General features: G+C 73.3%; 14 protein-coding genes and 1 riboswitch. Of the genes, 6 read left to right on the top strand and 8 right to left on the bottom strand.

The genetic code is table 11. From position 1 onward, the window contains the following. Positions 1-2: 2 nt before the first annotated feature. The 6 genes from CVH10_RS05280 to CVH10_RS05255 all read left to right on the top strand — a co-directional run bounded on the left by CVH10_RS05280 (position 3) and on the right by CVH10_RS05255 (position 8,718). Positions 3-815 (top strand): peptidylprolyl isomerase, encoded by an 813-nt coding sequence (locus tag CVH10_RS05280; protein ID WP_106488019.1) that lies wholly within the window; start codon positions 3-5, stop codon positions 813-815. A 126-nt stretch (positions 816-941) separates the two neighbouring features. Then, positions 942-2,309 (top strand): VOC family protein, encoded by a 1,368-nt coding sequence (locus tag CVH10_RS05275; protein WP_106488018.1) that lies wholly within the window; start codon positions 942-944, stop codon positions 2,307-2,309. A 105-nt stretch (positions 2,310-2,414) separates the two neighbouring features. Further along, positions 2,415-3,188 carry a sulfite exporter TauE/SafE family protein gene (locus tag CVH10_RS05270; protein ID WP_106488017.1) on the top strand — a complete coding sequence of 258 codons (774 nt, stop codon included), beginning with the start codon at positions 2,415-2,417 and terminating at the stop codon, positions 3,186-3,188. A 127-nt stretch (positions 3,189-3,315) separates the two neighbouring features. Then, positions 3,316-6,303: an HD domain-containing phosphohydrolase gene (locus tag CVH10_RS05265; protein WP_106488016.1), complete on the top strand. Its 2,988-nt coding sequence runs from the start codon at positions 3,316-3,318 to the stop codon at positions 6,301-6,303. A gap of 38 nt (positions 6,304-6,341) precedes the next feature. Continuing rightward, positions 6,342-7,751 carry a serine hydrolase gene (locus CVH10_RS05260; protein WP_106488015.1) on the top strand — a complete coding sequence of 470 codons (1,410 nt, stop codon included), beginning with the start codon at positions 6,342-6,344 and terminating at the stop codon, positions 7,749-7,751. Positions 7,752-7,842: 91 nt separating this feature from the next. After that, complete coding sequence (locus CVH10_RS05255) at positions 7,843-8,718, top strand: DMT family transporter (protein WP_035599520.1); 876 nt, start codon at positions 7,843-7,845, stop codon at positions 8,716-8,718. Between the two features lie 79 nt (positions 8,719-8,797). Here CVH10_RS05255 and thiE read toward each other — a convergent pair whose 3' ends face one another. The 8 genes from thiE to CVH10_RS05215 form a co-directional block, all read right to left on the bottom strand. After that, the gene (thiE, locus tag CVH10_RS05250) at positions 8,798-9,418 is read right to left on the bottom strand and encodes a thiamine phosphate synthase (protein ID WP_035599522.1); all 621 of its coding nucleotides are present in this window, start codon (positions 9,416-9,418) and stop codon (positions 8,798-8,800) included. Further along, positions 9,408-10,226 carry a hydroxyethylthiazole kinase gene (thiM, locus tag CVH10_RS05245; protein ID WP_035599524.1) on the bottom strand — a complete coding sequence of 273 codons (819 nt, stop codon included), beginning with the start codon at positions 10,224-10,226 and terminating at the stop codon, positions 9,408-9,410. The genes thiE and thiM overlap by 11 nt, the downstream gene beginning before the upstream one ends. 32 nt (positions 10,227-10,258) lie before the next feature. Continuing rightward, positions 10,259-10,361, bottom strand: a riboswitch (TPP riboswitch). Positions 10,362-10,409: 48 nt separating this feature from the next. Continuing rightward, positions 10,410-10,700 carry a hypothetical protein gene (locus tag CVH10_RS05240; protein ID WP_035599531.1) on the bottom strand — a complete coding sequence of 97 codons (291 nt, stop codon included), beginning with the start codon at positions 10,698-10,700 and terminating at the stop codon, positions 10,410-10,412. Positions 10,701-10,810: 110 nt separating this feature from the next. Beyond that, complete coding sequence (locus CVH10_RS05235; RefSeq protein ID WP_106488014.1) at positions 10,811-12,172, bottom strand: ATP-binding protein; 1,362 nt, start codon at positions 12,170-12,172, stop codon at positions 10,811-10,813. Then, positions 12,169-12,864, bottom strand: coding sequence for a response regulator transcription factor (locus tag CVH10_RS05230; protein ID WP_106488013.1), 696 nt, complete (start codon positions 12,862-12,864; stop codon positions 12,169-12,171). The genes CVH10_RS05235 and CVH10_RS05230 overlap by 4 nt, the downstream gene beginning before the upstream one ends. Before the next feature lie 71 nt (positions 12,865-12,935). Further along, entirely contained in the window at positions 12,936-13,754 is an 819-nt protein-coding gene (locus CVH10_RS05225; protein ID WP_106488012.1) for an SDR family oxidoreductase, read from the bottom strand. After that, positions 13,741-15,939 (bottom strand): AMP-binding protein, encoded by a 2,199-nt coding sequence (locus tag CVH10_RS27225; RefSeq protein WP_106488011.1) that lies wholly within the window; start codon positions 15,937-15,939, stop codon positions 13,741-13,743. Before CVH10_RS27225 ends, CVH10_RS05225 begins: the two co-directional genes overlap by 14 nt. Further along, complete coding sequence (locus CVH10_RS05215) at positions 15,923-16,558, bottom strand: thermostable hemolysin (protein ID WP_106488010.1); 636 nt, start codon at positions 16,556-16,558, stop codon at positions 15,923-15,925. The genes CVH10_RS27225 and CVH10_RS05215 overlap by 17 nt, the downstream gene beginning before the upstream one ends. Positions 16,559-16,599: the final 41 nt, after the last annotated feature.

Here is a 16,599-nt window from a genome sequence, read left to right as displayed (position 1 = left end):
CCATGCAGAAGATCGATATCGAAACGGTACCGGGCGGCGCGACGCCGCCCACCATCCGGGTCGGCGAGGCGGCGATCGAGCACGCCGAGATCGCCCGGGAAATGCAGTACCACCCGGCCGACAGTGCCGGCGGTGCCCGGCTCAAGGCGGCGCGCGCCCTGGTGGTGCGCGAGCTGCTGCGCCAGCGCGCCGTGCAGCTGGGGCTGGCGGGGGAGGGCGAGGCCGACATCGAGAGTGCCATCGCCTCGCTGCTGGAGCGCGACCTGGAGGTCCCCGAGCCCGACGAGGCGGACTGCCGGCGCTTTTACGCCGCCCACCCCGAGCACTTCAGCGAGCCGACCCGACGGCGGGTGCGGCACGTGCTGCTGGCGGCGGCGCCGGACGATGCCGAGGCCCGGGACGCCGGCTATCGACGCGGACAGGCGCTCCTCGAGCAGCTACGAGAGGCGCCGCAGCGCTTCACCGAGCTGGCCCAGCGGCATTCGGATTGTCCCTCGAAGGACCAGGGCGGCGAGCTGGGGTGGTTGGCCCCCGGCCAGACGGTGCCGGAACTGGATCGTGCCCTCCAGCACCTGGCGACCGGGCTCCACGCACGGCCGCTGGCCTCCCGCTACGGCTGGCACCTGGTGAGTATCGACGCCCGCGAGGAGGGCCGGGCGCTGCCCTACGACGCGGTCGCCGAGCGGGTCCGGCACAGCCTGCGTGAACAGGCCACCCGCCGCGCCTTGCGCCACTACCTGCTGGCGCTGGAGGCAGAGGTCGGCGTGGAGGGGATCGCGCTGGACGACGATGCCGCGGGCAGCCTGATGCAGTGATGTCCAGGCCGATGGCGGCCGTCGGTGTCAGTGAAGAGATGAAAGAGGACGTCGCCATTCCGGTAGGGCGAAACGCCCGGCTCTGCTTAGATGGAAGGCGACCCTTTCACCACCCGAGGATGCCTCATGACCGCCACCGCCACGGACGTCGTCTCCGCCGACGAGATCCGCGACCGCTTCTCCCGGGCCATGTCGGCCATGTACCAGGCCGAGGTGCCGCAGTACGAGACCCTGCTCGCGCTGGTCGACGAGGTGAACCGCGAGACCCTGGCGGGTGATCCGGCCCTGGCCGAGCGCCTCGAGGCCTTCGATGAGCTGGGCCGCCTCGGCGTGGAGCGCCACGGCGCCATCCGCGTCGGCAGCGCCGAGGAGCTGGCCATGCTGCGCCGGCTGTTCGCGGTGATGGGCATGCATCCGGTGGGCTACTACGACCTCGCCGAGGCCGGGGTGCCGGTGCATTCCACCGCCTTCCGCCCGGTCGACGACGCGGCACTGGCGCGCAACCCCTTCCGCCTCTTCACCTCGCTGCTGCGCCTGGAGCTGATCGAGAGTGCCGAACTGCGCGAGCGCGCCGCGGCGATCCTGGCCGAGCGCGACATCTTCACCCCCGAGGCCCGGGAGCTGATCGCGCTGGCCGAGCGTCAGGGCGGGCTCACCGACGAGCAGGCCGATCGCTTCGTCACCGCGGCGCTGGAGACCTTCCGCTGGCACCGCGACGCCACCGTGGATCTGGCCACCTACGAGGCGCTGCACGCCGAGCATCGGCTGATCGCCGACGTGGTCTGCTTCCGCGGACCGCACATCAACCACCTGACGCCGCGCACCCTGGACATCGACGAGGTCCAGCGGCGCATGCCGGCGGCCGGCATGAATCCCAAGGCGGTGATCGAGGGCCCGCCGCGCCGCGACTGCCCGATCCTGCTGCGCCAGACCAGCTTCAAGGCGCTGGAGGAGCCGATCCGCTTCGCCGGCGATCGCCAGGGCACCCACACCGCGCGCTTCGGCGAGATCGAACAGCGCGGCGTGGCGCTGACCGCCGAGGGCCGGGCGCTCTACGACCGCCTGCTCGCCGCCTCCAAGGAAGGCACCGCCGGGCTCGCCCACGAGGCGCACCAGCAAGCCCTGGCCGAGGCCTTCGCCGACTTCCCGGACGACGAGGTCGAGCTGCGCCGCCGCGGCCTGGCGTTCTTCGAATATCGGCTCACCGACGCCGGGCGCGCCTCCGGCCCGGTCGACGCCTCGGATCCCGAGGCACTGATCGCTCGCGGCCTGGTGGTCGCCCGGCCGATCACCTACGAGGACTTCCTGCCGGTCAGCGCGGCGGGCATCTTCCAGTCGAACCTGGGCGACGGCGGCGGCGAGGCCTACGCCGGCCACGCCAACCGCGCGGCCTTCGAGGCCGCCCTGGGCGCCACGGTGACCGACGAGCTCGCTCTCTACGCCGAGCGGGAGCGCGCCTCGCTGGCCGCGGTGCGCGAGGCACTGGCCGGCTAGGCCGGCTAGGCCGGCTGGCCCGACGCGACCGGCTCGGGCGCCGCCTTGCCCCGCGGGGGCGTCGCTCGGCTATGATGGGGTTCCGCCCATGGACCGGGACCCCGCATGCCGCTCCTGTCTCTCCTCGATGCGCTGTCGCCGCTGTCCGGCGCCCTCGACCTCACGCTGATCGCTCTGTCGGTGCTGACCTCGGCCTTCACCGCGGCCTTCGGTGCCGGCGGTGGGGTGCTGATGATCATGGCGCTGGCCCAGGTGATGCCGGCGGCCGCGCTGATTCCGGTGCACGGCATGGTGCAGCTGGGGTCCAACGTCGGCCGCGTGGGCATGACCTGGCGCCACCTCGACCGCGCCACCCTGCTGGCCTTCCTGCCCGGGGTGGCGCTCGGTGCCCTGGCGGCCGCCTGGCTGCTGATCCGCCTGCCCGCCGGGGTGCTGGAGCTGTGCATCGCCGCCTTCGTGCTCTTCACCCTGTGGGGCCCGGGGCTGCCCGGGCGCGCCCTGGGCCGGCTCGGCACCCTGATCGTCGGCGCGGCCACCACCCTGCTCTCGAGCCTGGTGGGGGCCAGCGGCCCGGTGGTGGCGGCCTTCATCAAGCAGCGCCAGGAAGGCCGCCTGGCCAAGGTGGCGACCTTCTCCGCCTGCATGGTGGCCCAGCATCTCACCAAGGCCTTCGTGTTCGGCGCCGCCGGCTTCGTGTTCCATGACTGGCTGGGACTGATCCTGGCCATGGTCGCGGCGGGTTTCCTGGGCACCTGGCTGGGCCTGAACCTGCTGAAGCGGCTCTCCGATCGCCGCTTCGACGACCTGTTCCGGCTGGTGCTGACGCTGCTCTCGCTGCGCCTGGCCTGGCTCGGCGCCTCGCGTCTCTGGGGTGGCTGAGCGGCGCGTTCGAGCCGCACGTTGAAAGGCGTTCCCGCAAGGCGCCGTCATCCTCGGCGGACTTGGCGTATCTTGAAAGACATCGCCGGCACATCGTCGGCCCGACTCGTCGCTGCCGAGGCCACCCATGCGCCGTTCCCTCTCCCTTCGCGCGCTGACCGCCGTGTCCATCGTCGGCCTGATGCTGATCGTGGCCGGGGTGCTGCTGTGGCATGGCGTCCGCGGTGCCGACAATATGATGGTCCGCGCCGTGGAAGACACCGGCCGCCAGCTGGCCGTGACCACCGAGGAGCGGGCGCGGCGGCTGATCGATCCGGCCCGGGTGGTGGTGACGCTGCTGGCCCAGGACGACCTGGCGTCGCGCCAGCGGCTCGTCGATCGCCTGCGGCACCTGCCGCTGCTGGCCGCCTCGCTGGAGGCGCACTCGGCGGCCAGCGCCGTCTACGTGGGCTACGAGGATGGCGACTTCCTGCTGCTGCGTCCGGCCGGGCGGGTGCCGCAAGAGCGGCTGCCCGAGGTGCCTGACGCCGACGAGGCGGCCTATCTGGTGCAGGCGGTCGACCGCGATGCCAGCGGCAACGCCCAGGCCGAGTGGCGGCTCTACGACCGCGACCTGAACCTGCTGGGCCGGCGGCTTCAGCCGGGCGACGCCTTCGATCCCCGGGAGCGGCCCTGGTATCGGCGGGCGATGGCGGCCAGCGGCGCCTGGCTCACCGAGCCCTATGTCTTCTTCACCACCCGCGAGATCGGCATCACCCTGGCCCGGCGCAGCCGCCACGGGCGGGCGGTGGTGGGGCTGGACGCCTCGCTGGCCGATCTCGGCAGCGAGATGGACGCGCTGGGCATCACGCCCGGCACCCGGCTGGCGGTGGTGTCCCGCGACGGCCGGCTGCTGGCGCATCCCGACGTGGAGGCGCTGCTCGCCGAGCATGGCGGCTCGCCGCGGCTGGCGACGCTGGATGAACTGGACGACCCGGTGCTGCGGCGGCTCGGCCGCCTGACCCGGGACGAGGGCGCCTCGCTGGGCGCCGCGGCCCCGGGCGAGGCGGCCTCCGACGACGCCTCGTCCGGCGCCTCGGCCCGCTTCCGGGTCGACGGCGAGGACTGGTTCGGCATGCGGCTGCCGTTCCGTATTCCCGGCGTGGAGCCGGCCACGCTGCTGATGGTGGTGCCGGAGCGCGAGCTGCTCGCCGGCACCCGTGAGCTGCTGTGGCAGCGCTCGCTGGTGGCCGTGCTGCTGGCCCTGGCGCTGCTGCCGCTGGGCGTGTGGGTCGGCCATCGGCTCAGCCGCCCGCTGAATGCCCTGGCCGAGCAGGTCCGGGCGCTGGGCGATTTCGACTTCTCCGCCTGCCGCGGGGTGCGCTCGCCGGTGCGCGAGGTGCAGCAGCTGAGCGGCGCCCTGACGGGCATGGCCGAGGGCATCGCGGGCTTCCAGCGCATGACGCGGACGCTGAGCCGCGAGCCGCGGCTGGACACGCTGCTCGCCACCGTCCTCGAGGACCTGCTGAACATCACCGACAGCCGCCACGGCGCCATCTACCTCGAGGACGAGAGCGATCCCACCCGCTTCGCCTGCGAGGCCGAGCAGGGCCAGGGCGATCCCGACGATCCGCTGCCGGCGTGCCTGACCCTGAAGGCCCCCGACGAGAGCGGCATGGCGGCGCTGGAGCGCCGGGCCGCGGCCAGCGGCTATCTGGTGCAGCCGCTGTGCAATCGCAGTGGCCATCGCATGGGGCTGCTGATACTGGCGCTGCGCGCGTCGGGATCGGGCGGCGATCGTTCCTGGCGGCGCTTCGTCGAGGAGCTCTCCGGGGCGGCGGCGGTGGCCATCGAGACCCGCCGCCTGCTGGAGGGCGAGAAGCGCCTGCTGGACGCCATCGTCGAGCTGATCGCCGGGGCCACCGACGCCAAGTCGGCGCATACCGGCGGCCACTGTTCGAGGGTGCCGCAGCTGGCCGAGATGCTGCTGGAGGGCGCCCACCGCTCGAACAGCGGCCCCTTCGCCGACGAGACGCTGGATGACGACCGTCGCACCGCCTTTCACCTGGCGGCCTGGCTGCACGACTGCGGCAAGCTGACCACCCCCGACGAGGTCATGGAGAAGGCCACCAAGCTGGAGGCCCGCTACAACCGCATCCACGAGATCCGCACCCGCTTCGAGGTGCTGTGGCGCGACGCCGACGTCGCCTACTGGCGCGGGCTCGCCGAGGGCGGCGACGAACCCGCGCTGGCCGAGGCGCGCCGCCGCCGGCAGGCCGAGCTGCAGGAGGCCTTCCGGCTGGTGGCCGAGCTCAACCGCGGCGGCGAGGCGCTCGACGAGACTCGCCTGGCGCGGCTCGAGGCGATCGCCGACTGGCGCTGGTGGCGCCATTTCGACGACCGGCTCGGCGTGTCCGAGGAGGAGGCCGCACGACTGGCGCGCGAGCCCGAAGCCCCGCCCCCCGCGGAGGAGCGGCTGCTGGCCGATCGCCCCCGGGACCGCCTCGACTGGGTCGTTGCGCCGCCGCCGGTGGCCGAGGACGATCCGCGCAACCGCTGGGGCTTCGCCATGCAGCCGCCCGAGGTGGCCGGCGACCAGGGCGAGCTCTACAACCTGCGGGTGGCCCGCGGCACGCTCAACGACGTCGAGCGTTTCCGCATCCAGGAGCACATCGTCCAGACCATCATGATGCTCGAGTCGCTGCCCTGGCCGGCCCATCTGCGGCGGGTGCCGACCATCGCCGGCAACCACCACGAACGCATGGACGGTCGAGGCTATCCGCGTCGGCTGGTGCTGGCCGAGGCCAGCCTCGAGGAGCGCATCATGGCGGTGGCCGACGTGTTCGAGGCGCTGACCGCCGCCGACCGGCCCTACAAGCCGGGTCTGACGCTGTCGCGCTCGCTGTCGATCCTGGCCGCCATGGCCCGCGACGGCCACCTGGATCCCGACGTCTTCGCCCTGCTGCTCGACAGCGGGGTGTGGCGCGACTACGCCGAGCGCTTCCTGGCGCCGGCGCAGATCGACGAGGTGGACATCGACGCGCTCAAGAACGAGGCTGGATGTCCGACAATGAAAAGTGGAAATGGCGCCTCGGGCCGCGTTTCGCCCTGTACAGGGCAGGCCCCTGGGTCATAATGCACTCATAAAGCGCGTCATTCTTCAGGGGAACACCGATGCTGCCGACTCCGATTTCCGGCTGGCGAGTGAGTCTGCTCGCCGCCCTCGTCATGGCCAGCGTGCTGCTGGCACCGCTCGCCCAGGCCGAGAATCCCCGCTATGCGGGCATCGTCATCGACGCCGACTCCCACGAGATCCTCTACGCCGAGAACGCCGATGCGCCGCGCTATCCGGCCTCGTTGACCAAGATGATGACCCTCTACATGCTGTTCGAGGCCATCGAGGGGCGCAGCATGAGCCTGGGGCAGCCGCTGCCGGTGTCGCGGGCGGCGGCGGCCATGCCGGCCACCAAGCTATACCTCAAGCCGGGCGACAGCATCCCGGTGGAGACCGCCATCGAGTCGCTGGTGGTGCGCTCGGCCAACGACGTGGCGGTGGTCGTCGCCGAGGCGCTGGGCGGCAGCGAGCGCCACTTCGCGCGGATGATGACCGAGCGCGCCCGCGAGCTCGGCATGCGCCACACCACCTTCCGCAACGCCTCCGGCCTGCCGGACGATGCCCAGGTCACCACCGCCCGCGACATGGCGGTGCTGGCCCGTCGGCTGATGCTCGATTTCCCCCAGTACTACCACTACTTCTCGCTGCAGGACTTCACCTGGCGCGGCAACACCTACCGCGGCCACAATCGCCTGCTGGCCAACTACCCGGGCGCCGACGGCCTCAAGACCGGCTTCATCCGCGCCTCCGGCTTCAACGTCGCCACCTCGGCGGTACACGACGGCCGGCGCATGCTCTCGGTGGTGATGGGCGGTTTCACCGCCGCCTCCCGCGACGAACACATGGCCGACCTGCTGAATCGCGGCTTCGCCCGTGCCGCCCTGGCCGACGGTCACGGCTGGCTGGCCCGCACCGAGATCGCCGACGAGCGGCTGATGCCGCTGCCGGGCCGCACGCTGCCGCCGGCCGGACAGATGCTGGCGAGCCTCGACAGCGCGGCGCCGGCACCGGCCGCGACGGTATCCGCCCGGGCGCCCGAGCCGGCCTCGACGCCGGCGGCCAGCGAGCCGAGCCGCGCCGCCGCGCCGGGGCCGGTGGTGCAGGAGGTCGCCGCCCCCTCGCCGGACGAGGCGATCGTGGCCTCGGCGCCGAGCGCCGACGCGGCCGTCGGCGGTGCGGCGGAGGCGGATCCGCTGACCGCGCTGATCGACCGCGACGAGCGGACCGGCGGCTGGGGCGTGCAGGTCGGCGCCTTCAGCGACGCCGATCACGCTCGTCGCCTGGCCGACCGCGCCGCGGCCCGCCTGGCCGCGGAGCTGGATGACGCCCGGGTCGACGTGCCCTGGGTGGCGCAAGCCGGCGTCTACCGGGCGCGGCTGGTCGATCTGGGCGAGCGCCAGGCCCGCAGCGCCTGCCAGCGTCTCCAGTCCCAGGGCATGGACTGCATGGTGGTCCAGGCCTCGCTCTGACCCTCGGTTCCGGCCCCTCTCACCGCCCCGACGGTCAGGCCGTCGGGGCGGTGTCGTTTCCCCTCCCTCGACGCGCGCACGGAGGCGCTGCATGGCTCCCTCTCTGAAAGGCATCCTGTTCATGTGCGGCGGCGTGCTGTGCCTGGCCCTGGGCGATGCCCTCACCAAGTGGCTGGGCGCGGTGCATTCGCCGCTGCAGATCATCTTCTTCCGCACCCTGGTGTCGCTGCCGCTGATCGTGCTGATCGCGCGCTTCAGCGGCGGCCTGCGCACCCTCGGCACGCGGCGTCCGGGCGTGCACCTGCTGCGCGGCCTGATCTTCACCGCCACCATGATCACCTTCATGTGGGGGCTGGTGCTGCTGCCGCTGGCCACCGCCACGGCGATCGCCTTCGCCGCGCCGCTGTTCGTGACGCTGCTGTCGGTGCCCTTGCTCGGCGAGCGGGTCGACCGTCCGACCTGGCTGGCCACGCTGCTCGGCTTCGTCGGGGTGCTGGTGGTGGTGCGGCCCGGGGCGGCCGGTTTCCAGCCCGCCATGCTGGTGGTGGTCGCCGCGGCGCTGTTCTATGCCCTGACCATGATCACGGCGCGCCGCTACGGCGAGGGCGAGCAGCTGTGGGCCATGGTCTTCTATACCACCCTGGTGCCCTGCCTGGCGGCCTCCCTGACCCTGCCCTGGGTGTGGCAGACGCCGGCGCCGCTGCACTGGCTGGGCTTCCTGGCCGCCGGGGTGCTCGGCGTCGGCGCCATGGTGGGGATCACCCAGGCCTTTCGCTACGCCCCGGCGGCCATCGCCGCGCCCTTCGACTACACGGCGCTGCTGTGGGCGACCCTGCTGGGCTGGGGCTTCTGGGGCGAGATGCCGGATCCCTGGGTGTTCGCCGGCGGCAGCCTGATCATCGCCAGCGGCCTGGCCATCGCCTATCAGGAGCGGCGCGTCGCGCTGAACCGGCGGCCTTCCCTGTGACGCAGGTCGCATCGGCGACCCGGCGGCCCCGCGCTCTTTCGCGCGGGGCCGCCTGCGTTCGGGGATGGCCGTCCAGGCGTCAGCGGTGGAAGGGCGGGAAGGCGCGGGCGGCGGCCTCCGGGTCCGGGGTGCCACAGATCGCCGAGACCACCGCCAGGCCATCGGCGCCGGCATGGCGTACCGCCTCGACGTGCTCGACCTTGAGCCCGCCGATCGCCACCGTGGGCAGCGGGCTGGCGGCGGCCAGCGCGGCGAGGCCTCCGAAGCCCAGCGGCGCGGCATGGTCCTGCTTGGTGGCCGTGGCGAACACCGGGCCGAGGCCCAGGTAGTCGAGGCGCCCGGCGTCCAGCCGTGCCAGCTGTTCGTGGGTCTGCACCGAGAGGCCGAGGATGGCGTCCGGGCCCAGCGCGGCACGGGCATCGGCGACCTCGCCGTCGTCCTGGCCGATGTGCAGGCCGTCGGCCCGACTGGCCAGCGCGACCTCGAGGCGGTCGTTGATGATCAACGGCACGCCGCTGCCGGCCAGGGCGGCCTTCAGGCGCCGGGCCAGCGGGATCAGCTCGGCGTCGGCGGCGTGCTTGTCGCGCAGCTGGACGAGGCTGACGCCGCCGCGTACCGCGTCCCGCACGGTCTGCTCCACGCCGTGGTCGGCGCACAGCTCGGGGTCGGTGACCAGGTAGAGGGACAGATCAAGGCGCATCGGTGAGCTCCAGGTGGATACGGTCGGCCAGCGGCGTGGCGAGGGTGTCGGGGGCGAGGCCGTAGAGGGCGTCGAGGAAGGCCACGGCGAAGCTGCCGGGGCCGGCGGCGGTCTCGGCGGCGAGCTCCCCGGCCGCGGCGTAGGCGGTCAGCGCCGCCACGGTGGCCGCGAACGGGTCCTCGGCGCCGGCCAGGAAGGCGCCGACCACGCCGGTCAGGGCGCAGCCCATGGTGGTGACGCGAGGCATCAGCGCATGGCCGCCGGAGACCCGCGCCAGGCGTCGGCCGTCGGTGACCAGGTCGACCTCGCCGGTGACCGCCACCACGGTGGCATGCTCGCGGGCCAGCGCCACGGCGGCGCGCTCGGCGCTGTCGGCGCTGTCGGTGCTGTCCACGCCGCGCCCGCCGCCGCCCTGTCGGGCCAGCGCCAAGATCTCCGAGGCGTTGCCGCGGATCGCGGTCGGCCCCAGCGCCAGCAGCCGGGCGCCGGCCTGGCGACGAAAGCGGGTGGCGCCCACCGCCACCGGGTCGAGCACCCAGGGCGTGCCGGCGTCATTGGCGGCGCGGGCGGCGGCGTCCATGGCGTCGAGCCAGTGGGGCGAGAGGGTGCCGATGTTCAGCGTCAGGGCGGTGGCCAGGCCGGCGAACTCGGCGGCTTCCTCGCGGGCGTGGACCATGGCGGGCGAGGCGCCCAGCGCCAGCAGCGCGTTGGCCATGAAGTTCATCGCCACGTGGTTGGTGATGTTGTGAACCAGCGGGGTGGTGCGGCGCACGCGCGCCAGATGCGGCGCGGGATCGAGGGAATGCATCGGGCCTCCTGGCGACGGGAGGCGCGGCCGCGCAGGGAGCCGGCACGACTCCCTCCGCCGGCATTATCCGGGTCAGGTGGTGAGGGTGCCTCTCAGCCGCGGCGGATCATCGCCCCGGCGCCCCTGTCGTCGGGCCTCACTATCCCTCTTCGCCCGGAGCATGTAAAGCCGGCGGGCGTCGCCTCAGGCGGCCAGCTGGAGCACGGCCAGGGTCAGCAGGCTGGCCTGGGAGACGGTCTGGAGATCGGCGGTCATGCCGTTGCCTTCCTCCTCGGGTTCGAGGCGCAGCGCCGCGTTCAGGGGGCGAAGCAGCAAGGCGGCGCCGGCGGCCAGGGCGACCAGCGCCAGTGGCAGGCTGCCCACGCCCCAGGGGCTGATCAGCCATTCGACGACGAGCAGCAGCACGCCGCCCAGGGCCAGCCACAGGGGGCGGCGCAGGGCGGCGTCGAGAGAGGTCGGGGGCATGGCGTGCATGTCGATGTCTCCTTTCCGGTTGTCGTTGGGCGATCCAGCCCACCACCGTAACGGCGTTGGCTTAAAGTCGGCTTACACCAACGCTAAGGGAGCGACATGACGATGCCGTGTCAGGCGCGGGGCAGCCGCACGCTCACGCGCAGCCCGCCACCGGGGGCGTCGCCCAGCGTCAGGCGGCCGCCGTGGCGCTGTACCAGACGGTCGACGATGGACAGCCCGAGGCCGGCCCCGGCCCCCGCACCGCCGCGGTGGAAGCGCGCCAGCGCCTGCTGGCGGCCGTCCTCGGGGATGCCGGGCCCGCTGTCGTCCACCCGCAGCACCAGCGCTCGCTCTTCCGCCGTCAGTGCCACGTCGATGCGGCTGCCGGCGGGGGAGTGACGGATGGCGTTGCCGACCAGGTTCTTGATCAGGGTGGTGACGGCGCCGGGCTCGGTGGTCAGCGCCCAGTCGGCCCCCTCGTCGGCCTCCAGGTGCAGGCTCTGGTCGTGGTCGGTGGCCAGCGGCATCAGCTCGGCCAGCGACTCGCGCACCTCGTGCAGCAGGTCGATGCGCTGATCCGGGGCGCCTTCCTGCTCCGGGTCCAGGCGTGCCAGGGTCAGCAGCTGGCCGACCAGCCGGGTGGCGCGGGCCAGGCCGTCGCGCAACAGGGTCAGCGCCTCGCGCCGATCCGCCGGATCCTCGGTGGCCAGGGCGTTCTGGGCGTGCAGGTCGAGCACCGTCAGCGGGGTGCGCAGCTCGTGGGCGGCATCGGCGATGAAGCGTTTCTCGCGGGCCCGCAGGGTGCGGATCCGCGCCAGCAGGCCGTTGAGGGCGCCGACGATGGTGGCCAGCTCGCGGGGCAGTGGGTCGTCGGGCAGCGGGTTCAGGCGCTGGGGGTCGCGGGCTTCGATCTGGGCGGCCAGCCGTGACAGCGGCCGCAGCCCCCAGCCGATCGCCCACCACAGCAGCACCGCCAGTGCCGGCAGGCCCACGAGGTCCGGTACCAGGGTGCGCAGGGCGATGCCCCGGACCAGCTCGCCGCGCACGTCGCCGCGCTCGCCGACCAGCACCCGCAGGTCGTCGTCGCCGAGGACGAAGACGCGCCACTCGCGTCCGTCCAGGGTCGCGTCGCCGTAGCCGGCACGACGCTCGGTGAACGGCGCGGTCGGCGCGCCGGCGGAGCGCAGCAGCAGCAGCTCGTCGCGCCAGACCTGGAAGGCCACCTCGCCTTCGTAGCGGTGGCCGCCGTCGGTGCCCGGCGTGTTGCGGCGCAGGGCGTCGTCGAGGCTCGCCAGCAGCGCCTCGCGCCGGGCCTCGGGCAGCGGCGTGCGCACCAGGCCTTCCATCAGCCGGGCCTGCTGGGCCAGGCGGGCGTCGAATAGCGCCGCCACTTCGCGGGCGGCGTCGCGATAGCTGGTCACGCCGATCGCCAGCATGCACAGCGCGACCACCAGCAGCGCGATGCCCAGGGTGCGGCGGCGGATGGAGCTCATGGGATCCTGTTCCCGGGGGCCTCGTCCGCCGGGGCCTTGTCCATGATGTAGCCGATGCCGCGCAGGGTGCGGATCAGCTCCGGGGCCAGCTTCCTGCGCAGGTGGTGAACGTGGACCTCGATGGCGTTGCTCTCCACGTCCTCGTCCCAGCCGTAGAGCAGGCGGGCCAGGGTGTCGCGGGTGAAGGCGTGGCCGGGGTGGCTGAGGAATTCCTGCAGCAGGGTGAACTCGCGGCGCGACAGCGTGACCGGCTGGCCCTGGTAGGTGACGCGGCGGTTCTCCGGGTCGAGCACCACGCCGCGGTGGCGCAGCTCGCTGCTGACCAGGCCCTGGCTGCGGCGCAGCAGGGCGCGCAGCCGTGCCTTGAGCTCGTCGACCTCGAAGGGTTTGGTCAGGTAGTCGTCGGCCCCGGCATCCAGGCCCTGGATGCGCTGCTCGATGCCGTCGCGGGCGGTCAGCACCAGCACCGGCACGCGATGGCCGCCGCGGCGCAGCCGCGTGAGCAGGTCGATGCCGTCGAGCCGGGGCAGGCCCAGGTCGAGGATGACGGCATCGAAGGGCTCCTCGTCGCGCAGGGCGTTGAGGGCCTCGATGCCGTCGCCGAGGATGTCGACGGTGTAGTGCTCGGGTTTCAGCGCCAGGCGAATGCCCGACGCCAGGCTGGGATCGTCTTCCACCAGCAGTATGCGCATGGGCCTTCCTTGTCGGTGCTCCGGTCATGCCGATACTCGCCTCGGAGGCCGCGCCTGTCGACCCTGGCGGCTCAGGGTGGCGGGGCGATGAAGCGGCGGATGGTGGGCAGCTGGCGGCGCAGGGCGCGATCGATCAGCCCCGGCCACAGGGCGTTGAGCCGCGCGAAGATCGGTTCGGCGCGGCCCAGGCGGGTCTCCTTGCGACCGCGTTCGATGGCGCGGCGGATCTGGACGGCCACCGTCTCCGGATCGTCCATGGCGTTGCCCAGCGCCCGGTTCATCTCCTCCATGGCCGGGGCGTTCATGGCGGTGCGGGTGGCCCTCGGGGCGATGTAGTGCACCGCGATCGGCGAATCCGCGAGCTCCCGGCGCAGCGCCTGGGTGAAGCCGTAGAGCGCGAACTTGGTGGCGCAGTAGGTGGCCTGGCCGGGGTAGCCGATATGGCCGAAGGCCGAGCCCAGGTTGACCACCAGGCCCTGTTCGGCGCGGCACAGCGGCGGCAGCATGGCGCGGGTCAGCTGCAGGGTCGCGGTCAGGTTGATCGCCACCAGGCGCTCGATGGCCTCGTCGTCGCTGTCCTGGAACAGCTCGGCGCGGTTGGCGCCGGCGGCGTTGATCAGCATGGTGCATTCCAGCCGCTCGGCGACGGCCACCAGCCGGGCGCGATCCTCGGCGCGGGTGAGGTCGGCGGGCTGGGCCGTGATCTGGCCGGGATGCCGTCGGCACAGCCGCTCCAGGACCTCGGCGTCGCGCCCGGTGACCAGCAGCTGGGCGCCGGCCGCGGCAAGCTCGTCGACCAGCGCCTGGCCGATGCCGCCGCTGGCGCCGGTGATCAGCACCCGCTGGCCGGGCCAGCCCTGGGTGAGATAGTGCGGTTCAGACCAGCGCATCGGTCAGCTCCCGGGCGGCTTCGCCCCCCGTGCAGCGGGCGGTGATGCCCCGGAACATGGCGCCGTAGAGGCGATAGACCATGCGCGCGCCCTCGATCACCGCGTTCAGATCGTCTTCCTCCAGGCGGTCGATCAGCGTCTCGAAGAAGGCCAGGTGGCCGATATCGAGGCTGCCGTGGGAGCTCAGGTAGCGCACGGCGTCGTCGGGCAGCCCGAGGCTCGCCTGGAGCTGTTCGGCGGCGCGGGTGGCCACCGCGGTGCTGGTGCCCTCGAGCACCTGGACCATGCCGAAGAAGGCCACCGGATTGCCGTGCTCGATCCGGTCGCGCACGTAGGCCACCATCAGCGTCGTGGCCGGGTCGGGCGTGGCGGCGGCCGCCGCCTCGGGGTCGCCGCCGGCGGCGCGGATGTCGTCGAGGATCCACTGCTCGTGGCCGTATTCCTCCTCGACGTACTCCACCAGGGCGCCGCGCAGCCAGCCCAGCCGGTCGGGCAGGCGGGCGCCGCAGGCCATCATCAGCGGCACCGTGAAGCGCACGTGGTGGTAGGCCTGGCCGAGGAAGGCCAGGTACTCGTCGCGCCCGATCTCGCCCTGCATGGCGCGGGTCATCATGGGCGTGTCGAGCAGCCATTCGCGCTCGGCGCGGGTGGCGTCCTGCAGGCGTTGATAGGCACTCATGAAGTCACTCCTCGGTGGTCGTGATGGGTCGGTCGTGATGGGGCGGGCAGATGCGTCGGTCGTGGTGTCGTCCGCGCCGGGGCGGGTCAGCCAGTCCCGGTAGGCGGCCAGGATGGCCGCGCGGCGCAGGCGGCCGTTGGCCGTCAGCTGGTCGTTGTGCGGGGTGAAGGGCGCGCAGCGGCGCCATTCGCTCACCCGGGCGTAGTCCGGCAGGGTGGCGTTGGCGGCCTTGATCTCGGCGTCGATGGCCGCGTCGGACAGGCCCACGGCGGCGGGCACGATCAGCGCCCGGTTGTGGGCCAGGGCCTCGCCGTGGACCAGGGCCTGGCCGATGCCCGGCCGGGTGGCGAGCACGCCCTCGACCCACTGGGGATCGACGTTGCGCCCATAGGCGGTGATGAAGACCTCGCGGCGGCGGCCTTCCAGCACCAGGCCATCGCCCTCCCGGCGGCCGAGGTCGCCGGTGGCGTGCCAGCCGGCGACCGGCGGCTCGCCCAGATAGCCGAGCATGGTGGCGCCGCTCACCTCGACCTCGCCGTCGGCGCTCAGGCGCACCCGGGCGTGGGGCAGCGGGCGGCCGACGCCGTGGGGCGTCTCGCCGGGCCGGTTGAGACACACCACCGAGGCGCACTCGGAGAGGCCGTAGCCCTCCGCCACCGGCCAGCCGGCGGCCAGGGCGCGCTCGAGCAGCGGCGCGGCGACCCGGGCGCCGCCCACCGCCACCAGCCGCAGCCCCTCGGGTGCGGTCGGGGCGGCGTCCACCAGTGCCTGGAGCTGCTGGGGCACCAGGATCAGACTGTGCGGCCGGTAGCGTTCGATGGCGGCCAGCGCGGCTTCGGCGTCGAAGCCGCTGGCGCCCTGCCAGCCGAGCTCGGCGGCGCCGGGCAGCGCCACCCCGGCGCCGAGCCACAGAGGCAGGTAGAGCCCGCCGAGGTTCTCGAGCAGGGTGGCCAGCGGCAGCATCGCCAGGTGGCGCTCGATGCCGGCCGGGGCGACTGCCTCGGCGAGGCTGATCGCCACCGCCAGCACCGCCTCGGTGTCCAGGCACACGCCCTTGGGCGCGGCGCTGGTGCCGGAGGTGAAGGTGATGCGGGTGGTGCCGGGATGCAGGGCCGGCGGGGCCGCGACCGGGCGGGTGGCGACGCCGCCCGGGCCGGGCGAACCGAAGCCCAGCGCCTCGCCGCCGGGGCCGATCCAGGCGTCGAGGCCGGCACGTTCGACCAGGTGGCGGCGCTGGGCGTCGCCGAAGAAGGCCGGCACCGGCACCGCGACACGTGAATCGGCCAGCAGCGCCAGGTCCCACAGCGCCCATTCGATGCCGTTGTCCAGCGCCAGGCCCACGCGGTTAGCGCCGGCCGCCGCCAGCCGTGCCCGACGCTCGTCGATGGCGGCGGCCAGCTCGCCGTAGCTCAGCCGCTGCGTGTCGTCCCACAGCGCCGTGGCCTCGGGGGCGCGCTCGGCGTGGGCGGCCAGGCGGTCGAGGAAGCGCTCACGCCGGTCGGACATGGTCGCCCTCCCGCCGCGTCGAGAGCAGGCCGGCGGCGCGCAGCCGCTCGCGGGCCAGGCGCAGGTCGCCGGCCATCACCCAGGGGTGCTGATCGTAGTAGTGGCCCCAGGCCTCGCGCTCCTGGCCCAGCCAGGCCGGATCGGCCAGGCGCAGCGGCATCAGCTCGATGCCCAGCCGGCGGATGCCGTTGATCACCGCCGGGATGGCCGTGAACAGCACCCAGTGCAGGCCTTCCTCGGCCAGCTGGTCGATCAGGTAGGGAAACAGCACCCGCTGCAGCCCGCGCCGGGTGCTCACCAGGTTGCCGATCTCGGCGATGCCGCCGCGGGTGATCGGCGTGCCCAGGGCCTGGGTCAGGCTGGCCTCGGCGGAGGCGTCGAGATAGCCCTCCTGGAACAGCCGACCCTCGTCGGCGCGCCGCACGCCCACCGCGGCCACGGGCCGATCCTGCTGCCACAGGCCGAACAGGCGCGGCAGGTACTGGGTGATGCGGGCATCGTGCTGGGTGGCGAAGCAGTGGCTGACCAGCTGCTCCAGTCGGTGGCGCTCCGACCAGTGGCGGGCTTCACGCCACTCGATCGGCGACTCGGGGGTGGGGCGTATGACGGTCAAGGACATCGGGGTGTCTCCGTGACGATTCCCCGACAGTGTGAGCGGCA

The organism is Halomonas sp. ND22Bw (genome assembly GCF_003011945.1).
GTDB lineage: Bacteria > Pseudomonadota > Gammaproteobacteria > Pseudomonadales > Halomonadaceae > Halomonas > Halomonas halophila.
Note: the sequence above shows the minus strand (reverse complement) of the source record. Positions and strands in the feature narration are given on the sequence as shown.

Excerpts from the sequence above, each read along its gene's own strand:
- CVH10_RS05280 (WP_106488019.1), top strand. The coding sequence starts at position 3 with ATGCAGAAGATCGATATCGAAACGGTACCGGGCGGCGCGACGCCGCCC.
- CVH10_RS05275 (WP_106488018.1), top strand. The coding sequence starts at position 942 with ATGACCGCCACCGCCACGGACGTCGTCTCCGCCGACGAGATCCGCGAC.
- CVH10_RS05270 (WP_106488017.1), top strand. The coding sequence starts at position 2,415 with ATGCCGCTCCTGTCTCTCCTCGATGCGCTGTCGCCGCTGTCCGGCGCC.
- CVH10_RS05265 (WP_106488016.1), top strand. The coding sequence starts at position 3,316 with ATGCGCCGTTCCCTCTCCCTTCGCGCGCTGACCGCCGTGTCCATCGTC.
- CVH10_RS05260 (WP_106488015.1), top strand. The coding sequence starts at position 6,342 with ATGCTGCCGACTCCGATTTCCGGCTGGCGAGTGAGTCTGCTCGCCGCC.
- CVH10_RS05255 (WP_035599520.1), top strand. The coding sequence starts at position 7,843 with ATGGCTCCCTCTCTGAAAGGCATCCTGTTCATGTGCGGCGGCGTGCTG.
- thiE (WP_035599522.1), bottom strand. The coding sequence starts at position 9,418 with ATGCGCCTTGATCTGTCCCTCTACCTGGTCACCGACCCCGAGCTGTGC.
- thiM (WP_035599524.1), bottom strand. The coding sequence starts at position 10,226 with ATGCATTCCCTCGATCCCGCGCCGCATCTGGCGCGCGTGCGCCGCACC.
- CVH10_RS05240 (WP_035599531.1), bottom strand. The coding sequence starts at position 10,700 with ATGCACGCCATGCCCCCGACCTCTCTCGACGCCGCCCTGCGCCGCCCC.
- CVH10_RS05235 (WP_106488014.1), bottom strand. The coding sequence starts at position 12,172 with ATGAGCTCCATCCGCCGCCGCACCCTGGGCATCGCGCTGCTGGTGGTC.
- CVH10_RS05230 (WP_106488013.1), bottom strand. The coding sequence starts at position 12,864 with ATGCGCATACTGCTGGTGGAAGACGATCCCAGCCTGGCGTCGGGCATT.
- CVH10_RS05225 (WP_106488012.1), bottom strand. The coding sequence starts at position 13,754 with ATGCGCTGGTCTGAACCGCACTATCTCACCCAGGGCTGGCCCGGCCAG.
- CVH10_RS27225 (WP_106488011.1), bottom strand. The coding sequence starts at position 15,939 with ATGTCCGACCGGCGTGAGCGCTTCCTCGACCGCCTGGCCGCCCACGCC.
- CVH10_RS05215 (WP_106488010.1), bottom strand. The coding sequence starts at position 16,558 with ATGTCCTTGACCGTCATACGCCCCACCCCCGAGTCGCCGATCGAGTGG.